This window comes from Conchiformibius steedae, from assembly GCF_014054725.1.
GTDB lineage: Bacteria > Pseudomonadota > Gammaproteobacteria > Burkholderiales > Neisseriaceae > Conchiformibius > Conchiformibius steedae.
The window spans coordinates 751,916-768,293 of the sequence record NZ_CP059563.1 but is presented as its reverse complement, the minus strand read 5'-3'; the positions used below and the strand labels follow the sequence as shown (position 1 = coordinate 768,293).

The window sequence follows — 16,378 nt, the reverse complement described above, 5'->3', positions numbered from 1 at the left end:
CATACGATTCTGCCAAATATCGGATATTAAAGCAAAGATAATGCAGAAACAAGCATAATGCCTTAACGCGCGGGAATCGTTCCCATGCGTTGTTTTAATGAAGTGTTCGGCTGACCGAATAAGGCAGCGTAATACACGGCATTGGTCATCACTTTTTTCACATAATCGCGGGTTTCGGTAAAGGGAATGGTTTCGGCATACACTGCGCCTTCCAAGGGCTGCGATGCCTGCCAGCGGCGGGCGCGTCCGGGACCTGCGTTATAACCTGCGGTTGCCAGCACGGCATTGTTTTGCAGGCTGCGGCGGGCATCTGCCATATACCACGTTCCCATGCGGATATTGCCATCAATGGTGTACAACTCGCTGCTGGGCATACCGATTTTTCGCGCAATCATTTGTGCGGTGGCAGGCATTACCTGCATCAAGCCTTGTGCGCCCACGCTGGATTGCGCGCCAATCATAAAACGGCTTTCCTGACGAATCAGCCCGTACACCCAAGCGGGATCCACACCTGCCTGTGCGGAATAATTCATCACTTGGTCACGGAACGGCGAGATATAGCGCAAACGGTAATTGAGCAGTTGGTCGGTGCGTTCGGCGGTGTTAATCGCCATTTCGTAAAACTGATTGTTCATCGCCAACTGCGCGGCTGCCAACATGGTGGCTTCGTTCATGCCGCGTATGGCATAACGCCATTCTGCCTGTGCCTGACGGCGCATTTTCCAATCGCCGCTTTGCTGGGCGGTGCGGAACAGGGTTAAGGCACGCTGCAATGCGCCATCTTGCGACATCGTCCGTACCGCAGCATCGGTGGCATCCGCCACATTGTTTTTCGCGTTGACACGTCCGCCCAATTCTTCGGTTGCCAATACCGCATAAAAATTACGCCCTGTTTGCGCGGCGCGGGCATACAGTTTTTGTGCATCGGCGTTGCGCCCTGCGGCGGCATAGCTGCGTCCCAACCAATACAGCCACGCCGAATCTTTCTGCAAATCGGCGGGCATGGACTCAATCACGCTTGCCAGTTCGCGCCAATCATACACCCGCAAAGCAGCACGGGCATACCATTCCAATTGGTCTTTGGTCATTTGGCGGCGGTCGGCATTGCGGAAATAGCTCAATGCCACATGCATATTTTGACTACGCGCCTGCACCGTTCCCAGTACTGCCCACGCAAAACCTGCCTGCTCACGGCTCAAACTGCCCGACAACGCCGACAAACGCGCCGCCGCATCGCCGCTTTTTTGCGCCGCCGCACCAATAATGCCAATCAACAGGTTTTCCTGTGCCCCCTGCCCCGCGCCGCCGTCTAAAGGACTGCCCAACGCCGCTGCCAATGCCCGCGCATCACTGATTTGGTTTTCCGCAATCAGCCCGCGCACCCGCCGCCACGCCTTGTCTGTATCCAATGCGCCCGCCAAAGCACGTTGTTGCAACAGCATATTACAGCCCGCAGGCAAACGCCCCGTTTCCCACAACAACGCATCCACAAACGCCGCATCGTTTTCCAAACCAAAACCGTGTGCATAACAACGGTTTTCACGGCTGCGTCCTTCAGGCTCAAGCAGCGCGTATTGCTGTTTGAACTTATCGGCAAAGCCGCGCACGCCCAAACTCTTCAACCACTCGTTGCGGACACTTTCCGCCAAGGCACTGCGCCCCGCGCCCGCCAAAAACTGCTCTACGGCAAAATCATCGCCCGCTTTGGCAGCAGCCAACAAACCGTCCAAACGCGCATATTCGTTCAACACCTTGTCTACCGAATCGGCAGGGCGTGGTTTAAACTGAAAATGCTGCACTGTTTGCGGCGGCAAGGGTTGCGAACCACCCGCAGGCACAGGATTCAACACATTTGGCTGCTTGGGTGGCTGAGAAGCACAGGCGGCAATCAGGGTAAGCACGGCGGCAATCAGCGGATAAGCCGCTTTTTGGCGAAAAGGCATCATGGGTTTTACTTTATTATTCAAAACAGTTATCAAACCGCGCCATGATAACATTTTTAAGCCGTTTACACAGCCCGAAAAACACGCCCTTACCTTCCAACACCTGTTTTAACACTCACCAAAAATATTAAATACCATTTAAAAATAAACAGATGATAAATTTTTATCACAAATGTTTTGACTTATTACTAATAGCAGCTATAATACACACTTCTTTCCCCGATAGCTCAGTCGGTAGAGCGACGGACTGTTAATCCGCAGGTCGCTGGTTCGAGCCCAGCTCGGGGAGCTTTAAAAACCGCCTAAATGAAAATTTAGGCGGTTTTTACTTATCTTGCTTTTTTCTATATAAAAATATACTGCTTGAATATTAAAAGAATTCAAGCAGCATATTGTTTACATTACCAAATATCCGATTTAATTTTGCGTTTCAACACAGGGTGTTCCGACAGCTTAAACACAGGCTCTTTACCCAGTTTGCGCTTCACCATATAGTCTTTTAACAGCAGCAACACCAGCTTATACATCAAAGCAATGGCAATCAAGTTAATCAACGCCATCACGCCCATGGTCAAATCGCCCATGTCCCACACCAGCGAAGATTCGTTTACTGCACCAAAATACACAAACGCCAACACCAGCATACGGAAAACCGTCATCACTGTGGTGCTGTTGCGGATAAACTGCATATTGGATTCGGCGTAAGCATAGTTACCCAAAATAGACGAAAAGCAAAACAAAAACAGCATAAACGCCAGAAAATACTGCGCCCATACGCCAACATGCTGGGTCAGTGCGGTTTGAGTCAGCTGCACACCACTCAAGCCTTGTCCCACCGAAACATCAGACAGCAAAATAATAAACGCCGTGCAGGAACACACAATCATGGTATCCACAAACACGCCCAGCATTTGAATCATGCCTTGCGAAACGGGGTGTTTGACATCGGCAGCCGCCGCAGCGTTGGGCGCAGAACCCATGCCCGCTTCGTTGGAAAACAGACCGCGTTTAATCCCCAACATCATCGCTTGCGAAATCATGCCGCCCAATAATCCGCCACCTGCGGCTTTAACGGTAAACGCATCGGTAAAAATCAACCCAAACACTTTCGGCAACAACGGCAGATTGGTCACAATCACAAATACCGCCAACAGCAAATACAAACCTGCCATCAGGGGCACAACCGCTTCCGCCACGCGCGAAATGCGCTGAATACCGCCAAAAATCACGGGCGCAGACAAAATGACCAGCACCGCGCCAAGCATGTGGGTATAAACCTGCCATTGCTCGCGCCCTGCTTCGTAAGTAAAGCCCGCCGCCGCTTGCAGGGAAGCGGTAATGGTATTGGCTTGAATGGCATTAAACACAAAACCAAAACAACTGATTAAGCTGACAGCAAACACCATGCCTAACCATTTTTGTCCCAAGCCCTGTGTGATGTAATAAGCAGGTCCGCCGCGAAATTGTCCGCTGTCTTTGTCGCGCACTTTAAACAACTGCGCCAGCGATGATTCGGCAAACGCAGAACTCATGCCAATCAGCGCGGTCAGCCACATCCAAAACACCGCACCCGGCCCGCCTGCAGTAATGGCAATCGCCACGCCTGCAATATTGCCTGTGCCCACACGGCTTGCCAAACCCGTTACAAACGCCTGAAACGCCGTGATACCGTGCGGGTCGTTGGGATTTTGGCGGCTGGCTTTCATTTCGCTGATGCTGCGCCCGAACAAACGGATTTGCACAAAACCCGTCATTACCGTAAAAAACAAGCCCACACCCAACAAAATCCACACCAGCGCGTCCCACAAAGGGCTGCTGAGCCAATTAACCGAGCAATGTAAGCTTTCCCAAACCCCTGCCTGCTGCGAACAAGCTAAGTCTTTGTTATACATATACAGATACTTTCTTGAGCAAAGTAAAGGCGCGTATTGTAAAGAAGTTTGGCAAAGGTTTGGATAACTTTACATTTCACGCACAGGCACAGGCGGAAGCTCGGTCAGTTTGCGGGTCAGCAAGTTCAACAGCACACCATAAGCAGGCAAAAACAACGCCGTACCAATCACCAGCTTAAACACATAATCCACCCACGCAATATGCCCCCAATTCGCCGCCATAAAGGCATCGCTGCCGCCGTGAAACGCCACCGCAAAAAACAACAGCGTATCCGCACCGTTGCCCACCACCGTAGAAGCCGCAGGCGCAACCCACCACGTTTGCAAACGGCGCAAACGGTCAAACACCGCAATATCCAGCAACTGCCCCACCGCATAAGCGGTAAAACTCGCCAACGCAATGCGGAAAACAAATAAATTAAACTCGCCCAACGCCGTCCAACCCGTCCACGCGCCATCGTGAAACAGCACCGACAACACATAAGACAGCAGCAGCGCAGGCAACATTACCCAAAAAATAATTTTTCGTGCCAAAGGTTTGCCAAAAATCCGCACCGTTAAATCCGTTGCCAGAAAAATAAACGGAAAACTGAACGCGCCCCAAGTGGAATGCACTTCGTAACCGTTCGGCAGCGTAACGGTAAACGGAAACTGCACCAAATAATTACTGGCAGCAATCACGGAAATATGAAACAACACCAGCCAAAACAAAGCCTTGTTTAACTGTGCGGGCGAAAAAGAGTAAGTAGTGGTTTTCATGGTTACAATCTCAAAAAATCAGGCAAAAGCATTCCCAACTGTGGCAAAACACAGGGGAAACAGTATTGAATCTAAAAATAAAAAAGGGGAAATCAGCGCATATCGTGGCGCAACAGGCGTTCGCGTGCCATGTCCGCAAAAGGCGTATGGGGACGACCGTAATTGGCATACGGGTGAATGGCAATCCCGCCACGCGGAGTGAATTCGCCAAATACTTCAATATATTTGGGATTCATCAGCGCAATCAGGTCTTTCATAATGATATTGACGCAATCTTCGTGAAAATCGCCGTGGTTGCGAAAGCTGAACAGATAGAGTTTGAGTGATTTGCTTTCCACCATTTTCACATCGGGAATATAGCGGATAATAATGGTGGCAAAATCGGGTTGTCCCGTCATCGGGCAGAGGCTGGTGAATTCGGGGCAGATAAATTTGACGAAATAGTCGTTATCTTGATGTTTGTTGTCAAAGGCTTCCAATACTTCGGGGGCGTAATCGGCGCGGTATTGGGTGCGCTGATTGCCCAGCAAAGTAATGCCTTGCAATTCGGTTTCGTTTCTCATGGGTTTCCTAGTTTTGTTGTCGCGGGAGGTTTGCGAACCGCGTTGTTGCAGAAAAAGGGCGCAATTCTAACAGATTCATTGATAAAAAACACGGTTTCCCGTTGAGTAAGTGGCGGGAAACCGTGTGTCGGTTTAAGGTTTTATTTGTGTTTGTTTTTCAATTTTAGGGGCTTGCCCAAAGGTTGTCCTTTATCCACAGGGGTAATGGGGACAGCGGGCGCGGCGGGCTCTTCGTCTGCGGTGTGGCGTTTGAGTCCGCCACCCAATACTTTATACAAATCCGCCATGTTTTCCAGCAATGCCAATTGGGTTGACAAAACGCTGCTGTCGGCGCTGTAGCTGGTGCGTTCGCCGTCTAACAAATCCAAGGAACTGGCTGCGCCGTGCTGATAACGCAGTTTCACCAAGCGCAGGCGTTCGTTGTAGGCTTTGCGCTGCGCCAAATTGGATTGGTATTGGCTTTGCAGTGAGGCGCGTGCTGCCAGTGCATCGGATACGTCGCGGAAGGCGGAACGAACGGCGGCTTCATACGCGACTACAGTTTTTTCTTGGGCAATTTTCACGGCTTCCAAATTGGCGTTGTTGCGCCCCCAATCAAAAATCGGCACGCTCAACACACCACCAAACGACCAGTTATGCCCTTTGCTGCTAAACAGTTGGTTTAACTGGGTGCTGCTCAAACCGATGTTGCCCGTCAGCCCGATGGTGGGGAAAAAGGCGGCGCGCGCCACGCCGATATTGGCGTTTGCCTGACGCAGGGCGTGTTCGGCAGCGCGGATGTCGGGACGGTTTAACAACAAATTGGAACTCAAACCCGCAGGCAGTTGTTTGATGCGGTATTGTTTTTCCAAAGACAGGGGCTTGGGAAGATTAGCGGGAACGGGCTGACCAATCAGCAATGCTAAAGCATTACGCGCCTGTTCGCGCCCTTTGATGGCAACGGCACGGGCGGTTTTGGCGGATTCAATGGCGGCTTCCTGCTCGCGCAATGCCACGGCAGACACCACGCCCGCTTTGTGGCGCAATTGGGTTAAACGGTAGGTTTCCAAACGGCTTGCCAGCACCCGTTCGCTTAAATTCAACGAGGCATCGGCGTAAATTTCGTTAAAGTGGGCTTTGGCAACAGCAGCAATCAGGCTTAAATGGGCGGCATCTTTGGCGGCGGCGGTGGCAAAATATTGTTGCAATGCGGCATCAGAGGCATTACGCACACGCCCCCACAAATCCAGCTCAAAATTGCTCACGCCCAAACCAACGGCATAACCCGTTGATGCGCCCAATTGGTTGCCACGGCGGGTGGCGCTGGCATTCGTTCCCAAAGATGGCACTTCGGCACTGCGGGCAATGGCGTATTGGGCGCGTACCTGCTCGGCATTCAGCGCGGCGGTACGCAAATCGGTATTGTTTTTTAATGCCAATTCAATCAGCGCGTGCAGGCGCGGGTCGGCAAAATAGTCTTTCCAGCCCAAAGACGCGGCTTGAATGGCTTGGCTGTCGGCAGGCACATCATAACGGAATGTTTCGGGCAGGTTGACTTGGGGTTGTTGGTAATCGGGGGCGAGTTTGACCACAGGTTTGATGTGGCTACACGCACCCAGCAGCAATACGACGGCTGCCGCTGCCGCAGACGGGAACAGGTTTTTACTCATCATCATGTTTTTATTTCCTTCATGCCCGCCACAAAAGGCGGGCAGTGTGCGTTTTAATGGTGGGGTTTGTTCAGGTTTAAACCTGCTTCTACAGCGGCTTGTGCCGCATTGCGCGGCGGTTTGCCGGGGAACAGGCGGCGCACGAACACATAAAACACGGGCACCAAAAACACCGACAGCACCGTACCCACCAACATACCCCAAAATACGGTTGTACCGATGGCACGCTGGCTGGCTGCGCTCGCACCTGACGAGAAGTACAGTGGCACCACGCCCAAAATAAACGCAAACGAAGTCATCAAAATCGGACGGAAACGCAGATGCGCCGCTTCAATCGCCGCCTGCAACGCCGTGCGCCCCTGCTCTTGCAGGTCTTTGGCAAACTCGATAATCAAAATCGCATTTTTCGCGCTCAAACCGATAACCGTAATCATACCCACTTGGAAATAAATATCGTTGGCATACGAAATCGGCAAGCCCACCGAGTTATTGAAGGTGTTACGCATCCACACCCCCAACACCACGCCCAAAAAGCCCAAAGGCGCAACCAACAGCACCGCCATCGGAATCGACCAGCTTTCATACAGCGCAGCCAGCACCAAAAACACCGCCAACAGCGCAAACGCATACAGCATCAGCGTTTGCGAAGCGCCTTTCGCTTCCTCGCGCGACTGACCGTCCCATTCCACACTGTATTTACCACCACCGATTTCATTGACCAAACGCTGGATTTCCGCCATCGCCTGACCCGTGGAATAAGCAGGATTGGGCGCAGTGCTGATTTTCATGGCAGGATAACCGCTAAAACGCACGCTCTGTTCCATGCCCGTTTGCCAGCTAACCGATGCAAAGGTGGACAACGGCACGGCTTCGCCGCGGGCATTGTTTACCGTCAGATTCAAAATCTGCTCGGGCTGCATACGCGCCCCCGCTTCCGCCTGAATCATCACCTTTTGCAAACGCCCGTTATTCGGAAAATCATTCACATACGAACCACCCAACGCCGTTGCCAGCACCGAGCGCACCGCCGAGAAATTCACCCCTTGCGCGGCGGCGGCTTCGCGGTCAATGCTCAAACGCACCTGCGGCGCATCTTCCAAACCCGCAGCGCGGGTATCGCGCGGGCTGAACATCGGATTTTTACGGATTTTGGCGATTAACTCATTGCGTTTTGCCAACAAAGCCTCATGACTGCCACCCGTGCTGCGGTCTTGCAGGTAAAACTCAATCCCGCCGTTACCCAGTTCACGAATCGGCGGCGGATTGGCGGCAATCGCCATACCGTCTGTTACCACTTCCTTGCTCATCAAATCGCGCATCATCAGTTGCGACAAAATCACCGCATCAGACTTGATGCCGGGGCGTTCGTGCCAGTCTTTCAAAATCACAAAGCCCATCGCCATGTTTTGACCGCTACCGAAAAAGCTAAAGCCCGAAATGGTAATCACGTCTTTCACTTCTTCATAGCCTAAAACAAATTTTTCTAATTTTTCCAGCGTTTTATCGGTACGCTCTTTGGTTGCACCAGCGGGAAGCTGTACGCTAATCATCAGGTTGCCCGAATCTTCGGCGGGCAGGAAAGAAGACGGCAGACGGCTGTAAACATAGCCTGCACCCGCTGTCAGTGCCAGCCATACAATCATCATACTGCCCACGCGGCGCAGCATTTTGGTAACCCAGCCTTCATAACGCTTGTTGCCCGCATTAAATTTGCGGTTAAACCAGCCAAAAAAGCCGCGTTTTTCGTGATGATGCCCTGCTTGAACAGGTTTAAGCATGGTGGCACACAAAGCGGGGGTCAGCGTTAATGCCAAAAACGCCGAAAAACCGATTGCCAATGCCATGGTCGCGGCAAATTGGCGGAAAATATTGCCTACTGCGCCGCTCATCATCGCCATCGGCACAAACACCGACACCAGCACCGCTGTAATCCCGATAACTGCGCCCGAAATCTGGCTCATGGCTTTTTTGGTGGCTTGAAGCGGCGGCAAACCTTCTTCCGCCATAATCCGTTCTACGTTTTCCACCACCACAATGGCATCATCCACCACAATACCAATCACCAGCACCATGGCAAACATGGTCAGCACGTTAATCGACATACCCAGATAGTGAATGCCCGCAAACGCGCCCAGCAACGAAATCGGCACCACAATGGCAGGAATCAAGGTATAACGAATATTCTGCAAAAACAGGAACATCACCAAGAACACCAGCACCATCGCTTCAATCAGCGTGTGCAGCACTTTTTCAATGGAAATATCCACGAATTTGGACGTGTCGTAAGGGGCGCTCCACGTCATATCGCCGGGGAAGTAGTTTTGCAGTTGTTCCATGCGCTCGCGCACCAGCTTGGCGGTGGCGGTGGCGTTGCCGCTGTTAGACAGCATCACGGCAATACCCACGGCAGGCGTGCCGTTCAAACGGGTGCTGGAACCGTAGGCTTCCGAACCCAATTCAATCCGTGCCACGTCTTTCAAACGCACGTTCGCGCCATCGTTATTGCTGCGCAACATGATGTTGCCGAACTGTTCGGGCGTGGACAGCTGTCCTTCGGCGGTAATGGTGGCAGCCACGGTTTGTCCTGCCACAGCAGGCAATGCACCTGTTGAACCAGCAGAAAGCTGAGCGTTTTGCGCGGAAATGGCAGCAGACACATCGGCAAACGACAAATTGAAGTTTTGCAGTTTTTTCGGGTCAATCCACACGCGCATGGCACGTTGTGCAGCAAACATCCGCACTGCGCCCACGCCTTGCAAACGCTGCAATTCGGGTACCACATTGCGCTGTGCATAATCGGCAATATCGTCCAAGCCCTGCTGTTGCGATTTAAGCGTTAATACCATCAGGAAGTTGGAACGCGATTTGGACACATTCACGCCATACTGCTGCACGGTGGCAGGCAATAAGGCCTGCACTTCCGAGAGCTTGTTCTGCACGTTCATTTGTGCCAAATCTTCGTTGGTTTCGGGGGTAAAGGTAAGCGATACCGAACCCGAACCGCTGGAATTGGCAGATGTGGACATATAGTCCAAACCTTCAATGCCGTTCATGCCGCGTTCAATCACGGCAAGCACGCTGTCTTCCATCACTTTGGCAGATGCCCCTGGATAGGTGGCAGTCAGCGTGATGGTGGGCGCGGCAACCGAAGGGTATTGCGACACGGGCAACTGGCGAATCGCCAGCACCCCTGCCAAAATAATGAAAATGGAAATCACCCACGCAAAAACGGGGCGGTCAATAAAAAACTTGGCCATACTGCAAAAGCTCCTTTATTGTGCGGCGGAAGCTTCCGCTTCTTGTTCGGGCTGCGACAGCGACGGCACGGTACGGATGCCGATACCGCGCTGTTCCATCGGCACAACGCCTGTTGCCGGTGCGCCGTCTTCAGCGTGGGCTTCTTCCGCATCGGAAGCGGGCATGGGACGGGCATACAGGGCAGCTTGATCTTCAGGCGGCTGCCATTCTTTGGTTTCCACTTTTTCGGCATTACGCATGGCGGCAACCATCGTGCCGTCCATCACCACTTTATCGCCTGCTTGCAAACCTTCGGTAATCACCCAATTGCCGCTTTTTTCGCCGCCGATTTTCACCGTGCGCGGTTCCATTTTGCCTTCAGAATTGACAATCATCACCGTATCGGTTTTACCGCGCGTTACCGCGCTTTGCGGCACCAAAAACGCATCTAAAATCCCCGCCAAAGGCAGTTTCACGCGCACATACAGCCCATCCATCAGCAAAGAATCGGGATTGGGGATTTGTCCGCGCACCGTCATTTGCCCTGTTGCCTTGTCCACTTTGGAATCGGCAAACAGCAAACGCCCTTTATACGGATATTCCGTTCCGTCTTCCAGCATAATGCTGACCTCTACCACGCTGTTGCGGACTTTTTCGCCGCTCATTAACTGCTGTTTCAGCTTGATAAAATCGGTGGCCGATTGCGTGATATTGACATACATCGGGTCGTTTTGGCGGATGGTTGCCATTTTAGTGGAATTGGCATTAACCAACGCCCCTTCCGCCACCAGCGATTGCCCGATTTCGCCCGAAATGGGCGCAACAATCTGGCTGTGGCGCACATTTACCTGCGCCGCGTGAATCGCTGCTTCGGCAGATTTGATTTGTGCGTGCGCCGAACGCTCCGCAGCCACCGCCGCGTCCCATTCCTGACGGCTAATGGCATCGGCTTCCACCAACGGACGGTAACGCGCCACATCTGCCTGCGCTTTTGCCAACGCCGCCTGTGCGGTTAATAAAGCCGCTTCGGCACTTTGCAAATTGGCAGCATAGGAAGCATCGTCAATCTGATACAGCGGCTGTCCTGCCCGCACAAACGCCCCTTCGTCAAACAAACGGCGTTTAACCATGCCTGTAATTTGCGGCACCACATCGGTGGTACGCACCGACTCAATGCGTCCCGCCAAATTATTTTCCAACAAAATATTGGCAGGATACACCGTTAATACCGATACAGTGGGTTTGCTGCTTGCCATTTTTGCCATGGCTTCTTGCTGACGTTTTTCGTTTTTGTTTTCACAGGCGGTCAGCGCCACACACGCCGCCACCGCTGCTGCCGTCAAACGCCACATGCGCCGCTGCGGTTTACTCGCTGTCATAAGTCCATACTTCCTGAAGATGTGATTTGAAATAAACAAAACAAAAACAGGCGCATCGGCGCACCGCCTAGAGCGGACTCTCAGACACCCGTTTGTTTTATAAACATATATCCTGCCCGATTATACCGATTTCCCACATTTTGTTTATAAAACTTTGCGAAAATTCACACTTTCCGCCGCTTTGAAACGCAAGAGCTGTGGCATTTGCACCGCAACATCCGCACCCACTTCTTGACGGACAAACCCTTATACGATAGAATTTTATGATTTTCTTACTGATTTGCCGCTTCTTCGGCAGGATTTGGCTTCCCCGCCTGTTCAAACACACCCTTACCGCGCCTACTCCGCGCCCGTGTTCCCTATTGATATTTCTTTAAAATCTTTTAAACCATGCACGTTTCCGAACTCCAAACCCAACACATTTCCCAACTGATTGAACACGCCGAAAAAATCGGCATTGAAAACGCCAACCGTCTGCGTAAACAAGATTTGGTTTTTGCCATTGTCCGCCAAATGATGAAAGACGGCATGGATTTTTCCTGCTCTGGCACGCTGGAAATTTTGCCTGACGGCTACGGCTTTTTACGCAGCGCGGTTACGTCCTATCTCGCCTGCCCCGACGACATTTACGTTTCCCCCAACCAAATCCGCCGCTTTAATCTGCACACCGGCGACACCATTGAAGGCACGGTGCGCGTCCCCAAAAACGACGAACGCTATTTTGCCCTTGTGCGCCTCGACAGCATCAACGGCGACCACCCCGAAAAATGCCGCCACAAAGTCCTGTTTGAAAACCTTACCCCACTGTTCCCCACCCGTCAGCTTAAATTAGAACGCGACATCAAAGCCGAAGAAAACATTACCGGCCGCGTGATTGACCTGATTTCCCCCATCGGCATGGGACAACGCGCCCTGCTGGTTGCCCCGCCCAAAACGGGTAAAACCGTGATGTTGCAAAACATCGCCCACGCCATTACCGACAATTATCCCGACGTGCAACTGATGGTGTTGCTGATTGACGAACGCCCCGAAGAAGTCACCGAAATGACCCGCAGCGTGCGCGGCGAAGTGGTCGCTTCCACCTTTGACGAACCCGCATCGCGCCATGTGCAGGTTGCCGAAATGGTAATTGAAAAAGCCAAACGCATGGTAGAACACAAAAAAGACGTGGTGATTTTGCTTGATTCCATTACCCGTTTGGCGCGCGCCTACAATACCGTTGTCCCCGCTTCGGGCAAAATCCTGACTGGTGGTGTCGATGCCAACGCCCTGCACCGTCCCAAACGCTTTTTCGGCGCGGCGCGAAACGTGGAAGAAGGCGGTTCACTTACCATTATTGCCACCGCCTTGGTGGATACGGGCAGCCGCATGGACGACGTGATTTTTGAAGAATTTAAAGGCACGGGCAATATGGAATTAAACTTGGAACGCCGTTTGGCAGAAAAGCGCGTGTTCCCCGCCATTAACATCAACAAATCGGGTACGCGCCGCGAAGAACTGCTGGTGTCTAAAGAACAGCTGCAAAGAATGTGGCTGCTGCGTAAAGTGCTGCACCCGATGGACGATATTGAAGCGGCAGAATTTTTGCTGGATAAAATCCGCAAAACCAAAAACAATGACGAATTTTTTGATTCCATGAAAAAATAAGCCAGCGCAATCCAAACCGTGCAGCACAAGCCCGATTATTGCTTCAATATCAGGCTGATGCTGCACTTTTTTACTAAACAATTTATTGGCAGAGATACAGTTTGCCATCTTTGGAATACATCTTATTTGTATTTGCCCGTAGCCTTTTAGTTTGTACGGCGTGTTCGAAAGAAATGGGCGCACAGGACAAATCTTTCATTTTTTCATAATTCTTTTCCAAAGTGGATAAAAAAATAGTGAGATCATTGCTGCTTATAGGTAATACACTTTCATCAAACATATGTTCGAATTTAGTCAGAATATGACCACATTCATCAATGGCATAGTACTCACTCGATATTGTTTCAGGCTCAACGCCCCCATGCACATTGCTAATATATAGCCCCGTAATCTTAACCACATAGCGCCACCGTTCAGGATGATTTAAATTATCCAAGGTTTTCTCAAAAGGCAATTTAAAAAATGCTTCTTTGCTCAATAATTCGCAACAATTATAAGGAAAAAAGAAATCCACATTCAGGCTGTTGGTAAAATAGAAAGAAAATGGGAAATGCTGTTTCTTATCCAATTGCCCCTGAAAAAACGATTTGGCATTGACAATACTGGTTTCTTCGCCATCTAACAAAGGCAGAATGGTATCTGCTTTATAGTGGGCAATATAATCATCAAGGCTTAATACGGGGATTTTTTTTAAGGTGCAATCCCTTTCTGTTTCGCAGTCAATACGTTCTTCTTCTGGGTAAACATACTGATAGCGATCAAGGATAAAGTCTGTTAATGCTTGGGTAATTAAGGCATTTTTGCGGTTTTCATCTAATTTTCCAGCGGTACAGGTATGTAGTGGTTTAGTATTATCATATTGTTTATTGCCATCAGGTTTATCGTCATTATCACGATAAAAAAAGACTGCACAAGCAACGGCAACCACTATGATTAAAGCCACAGCACTGATTTTGCGTAAGGTCATGATGATTCCTTTTTGCTAATTAAAATTGCACAATCAAACAGTATTTTTACCATCTGTTTGGCGATGCTTACACCATCAAACTAATCTGGTCGGTATTCCCAAACGCCTTTTTGAAAATCATATATATGGTTGTCAAACACCATAACAGGGTCTTTATAATACAGTATGGGTGGTTGTCCGTTTTCTTGAGGAATGTAACGTATACGACCTTTTAGGGGCGTGTCGGGCGAAGGTGCAAATGCCTCACGCGGCGGATAGTTGCCGTGTGCTGCATGATAGGCACGAACCTGTACCACTACTTTATCAGCCGCTTGGCGCATCTTGGTAAATTCTTGTTGATAGAGGAAAAATATCCCACCAGCCAACGCCGTCCAAACCACGGTTTTAACCGCTTCGGGCAAAAAGTGGCGTTTACCAAACGGCACACATAACCAGCCCCATAAGCGTCCCAGCACAACTGGTGGCAGCAACATGCCCGCCAACATTGGATGAAGCAGTGCCACAAATACCAATACTGCCGTACTCAAGATAAATGAAACCACATTACCCAACAACATTTTATAAAATATCAGTTTATCCATGATTTCAACCTATTTATGTTTCAACATACAGAAAAAGCTCTATGAAAACCACGCTGCCACGCGGTATTTACCGCCATTATAAGGGCAATCTTTACGAAGTATTAGACCTTGCCCGCCACAGTGAAACCGAAGAAATATTGGTCGTTTACCGCGCCTTATACGGCAGTTACGGCTTATGGGTGCGCCCTTTGGCGATGTTTACCGAAAACGTATCCACAGAACAAGGCGAGTGTCCGCGTTTCATATTAGAACATAAATTCTAATTTTAAACCAATACAATAAAACCCGTTTTCAACATGATTGAAAACGGGTTGCCTGCTATTAAAAGCGCATTATAAAGAATAATACATTTCAAATTCCAAAGGATGCGGCGCCATACGCATACGCTTCACGTCTTCGGATTTAAAGGCGATGTAGCTGTCAATCCAATCTTTGCTGAACACGCCGCCGCGCAGCAAAAATTCGTGGTCTGCCTGCAAAGCTGCCAAGGCTTCTTCCAAAGAGGCGCATACGGTGGGGACTAAAGCATCTTCTTCGGGGGGCAGGTCGTACAGGTTTTTATCGGCGGGGTCACCAGGGTGGATTTTGTTTTGAATGCCGTCCAAGCCCGCCATCAGCAGCGCGGCAAACGCCAAATAAGGATTGGCGGTCGGGTCGGGGAAACGCGCTTCAATGCGCCGCGCCTTGCTGCTGGTGGTAGAAGGAATGCGGATGGACGCGGAACGGTTTTTCGCCGAATACGCCAGTTTAGTGGGCGCTTCAAAGTGCGGCACCAAACGTTTGTATGAGTTGGTAGAAGGATTAGTAATAGCGTTCAAGGCTTTGGCGTGTTTGATAATACCGCCGATATAGTACAGCGCGGTTTCGCTCAAGCCTGCGTAGCCTTCGCCCGCAAACAGGTTTTGCCCGTTTTTCCAAATGGATTGGTGAACGTGCATGCCGCTGCCATTGTCGCCCATCAGGGGTTTAGGCATAAAGGTAGCAGTTTTGCCAAAATTATGCGCCACATTCCAAATCACATATTTCATGTCTTGGGTTTGGTCGGCGCGTTTCAGCAAAGTATTGAATTTTGTACCAATTTCCATTTGACTACCCGTACCGACTTCCGAATGATGCACTTCTACGGGAATGCCAATTTCTTCCAACACATTTACCATCGCCGAACGCAAATCCTGTCCTGCATCCACAGGCGCAACGGGCGCGTAACCGCCTTTAATTACCGAACGGTGTCCCGTATTTTGTCCGTCCAAATGCTTGCCGCTGCTCCACGCGCCGCTTTCAGATGTGATGGCAAAACGCGCTGTATCCATACGGGTTTCAAATTCCACACCGTCAAACACAAAAAACTCTGGTTCAGGACCAAAGTAAGCGGTGTCGCCAATACCAGAAGATTTTAAATAGGCTTCGGCGCGGCGGGCGATGGAACGGGGGTCGCGGTCGTAGCCGCGTCCTTCGGCGGGGTCAATCACATCACAGGTCAGCACCAGCGTGGCATCATCGTAAAATGGGTCAATATAGGCGGTGGTAGGGTCGGGACGCAACTGCATATCAGAAGCCTGAATGCCTTTCCAACCACCAATAGACGAGCCATCAAACATTTGACCGTTTTCAAACCATTCTTCGGGGTCGTCCAAAACCGCGCGGGCAGGCACGGTAAAATGATGCTGTTTGCCTGCGGTGTCGGTAAAGCGCAAATCCACAAAACGGATTTGGTGTTCCTCAATCAATTCAATCACATTATTAATAGACATGGTGATACTC

At 50.6% G+C, this 16,378-nt stretch carries 12 protein-coding genes, 1 tRNA gene and 1 riboswitch; of the genes, 3 read left to right on the top strand and 10 right to left on the bottom strand.

Annotated elements, in window-relative coordinates; genetic code table 11:
• Nucleotides 1-62: 62 nt before the first annotated feature.
• Nucleotides 63-1,946, bottom strand: coding sequence for a lytic transglycosylase domain-containing protein (locus tag H3L98_RS04265; RefSeq protein WP_027022513.1), 1,884 nt, complete (start codon nucleotides 1,944-1,946; stop codon nucleotides 63-65).
• Between the two features lie 213 nt (nucleotides 1,947-2,159).
• Between H3L98_RS04265 and H3L98_RS04260 the strand changes: the two genes are divergently transcribed.
• Nucleotides 2,160-2,232, top strand: a tRNA-Asn gene (locus H3L98_RS04260).
• A 112-nt stretch (nucleotides 2,233-2,344) separates the two neighbouring features.
• On the opposite strand, the gene H3L98_RS04255 is transcribed toward H3L98_RS04260, so the two are convergent.
• From H3L98_RS04255 to H3L98_RS04230, 6 genes are all read right to left on the bottom strand, one after another.
• Nucleotides 2,345-3,835 (bottom strand): alanine/glycine:cation symporter family protein, encoded by a 1,491-nt coding sequence (locus H3L98_RS04255; RefSeq protein ID WP_027022514.1) that lies wholly within the window; start codon nucleotides 3,833-3,835, stop codon nucleotides 2,345-2,347.
• A gap of 69 nt (nucleotides 3,836-3,904) precedes the next feature.
• On the bottom strand, nucleotides 3,905-4,594 hold the full coding sequence (locus H3L98_RS04250; RefSeq protein ID WP_034333814.1) for a 7-cyano-7-deazaguanine/7-aminomethyl-7-deazaguanine transporter: 690 nt from the start codon (nucleotides 4,592-4,594) through the stop codon (nucleotides 3,905-3,907).
• Nucleotides 4,595-4,686: 92 nt separating this feature from the next.
• Complete coding sequence (gene queF, locus H3L98_RS04245; RefSeq protein WP_027022516.1) at nucleotides 4,687-5,157, bottom strand: preQ(1) synthase; 471 nt, start codon at nucleotides 5,155-5,157, stop codon at nucleotides 4,687-4,689.
• A 1-nt stretch (nucleotide 5,158) separates the two neighbouring features.
• Nucleotides 5,159-5,204, bottom strand: a riboswitch (PreQ1 riboswitch).
• A gap of 93 nt (nucleotides 5,205-5,297) precedes the next feature.
• Complete coding sequence (locus H3L98_RS04240; protein WP_084481916.1) at nucleotides 5,298-6,806, bottom strand: efflux transporter outer membrane subunit; 1,509 nt, start codon at nucleotides 6,804-6,806, stop codon at nucleotides 5,298-5,300.
• Between the two features lie 53 nt (nucleotides 6,807-6,859).
• On the bottom strand, nucleotides 6,860-10,063 hold the full coding sequence (locus H3L98_RS04235) for an efflux RND transporter permease subunit (protein ID WP_027022517.1): 3,204 nt from the start codon (nucleotides 10,061-10,063) through the stop codon (nucleotides 6,860-6,862).
• 15 nt (nucleotides 10,064-10,078) lie between these two features.
• Nucleotides 10,079-11,422 (bottom strand): efflux RND transporter periplasmic adaptor subunit, encoded by a 1,344-nt coding sequence (locus H3L98_RS04230; protein ID WP_084481917.1) that lies wholly within the window; start codon nucleotides 11,420-11,422, stop codon nucleotides 10,079-10,081.
• Between the two features lie 390 nt (nucleotides 11,423-11,812).
• Between H3L98_RS04230 and rho the strand changes: the two genes are divergently transcribed.
• Entirely contained in the window at nucleotides 11,813-13,069 is a 1,257-nt protein-coding gene (rho, locus tag H3L98_RS04225) for a transcription termination factor Rho (protein WP_027022518.1), read from the top strand.
• Nucleotides 13,070-13,151: 82 nt separating this feature from the next.
• Here rho and H3L98_RS04220 read toward each other — a convergent pair whose 3' ends face one another.
• Together H3L98_RS04220 and H3L98_RS04215 are read right to left on the bottom strand one after the other, a co-directional pair.
• Entirely contained in the window at nucleotides 13,152-14,036 is an 885-nt protein-coding gene (locus H3L98_RS04220; RefSeq protein ID WP_027022519.1) for a hypothetical protein, read from the bottom strand.
• Between the two features lie 80 nt (nucleotides 14,037-14,116).
• Entirely contained in the window at nucleotides 14,117-14,617 is a 501-nt protein-coding gene (locus H3L98_RS04215) for a hypothetical protein (protein ID WP_027022520.1), read from the bottom strand.
• A 41-nt stretch (nucleotides 14,618-14,658) separates the two neighbouring features.
• Between H3L98_RS04215 and H3L98_RS04210 the strand changes: the two genes are divergently transcribed.
• Nucleotides 14,659-14,880: a DUF1653 domain-containing protein gene (locus tag H3L98_RS04210; protein WP_027022521.1), complete on the top strand. Its 222-nt coding sequence runs from the start codon at nucleotides 14,659-14,661 to the stop codon at nucleotides 14,878-14,880.
• Between the two features lie 69 nt (nucleotides 14,881-14,949).
• On the opposite strand, the gene glnA is transcribed toward H3L98_RS04210, so the two are convergent.
• On the bottom strand, nucleotides 14,950-16,368 hold the full coding sequence (gene glnA, locus H3L98_RS04205; protein WP_027022522.1) for a type I glutamate--ammonia ligase: 1,419 nt from the start codon (nucleotides 16,366-16,368) through the stop codon (nucleotides 14,950-14,952).
• Nucleotides 16,369-16,378 lie beyond the last annotated feature (10 nt).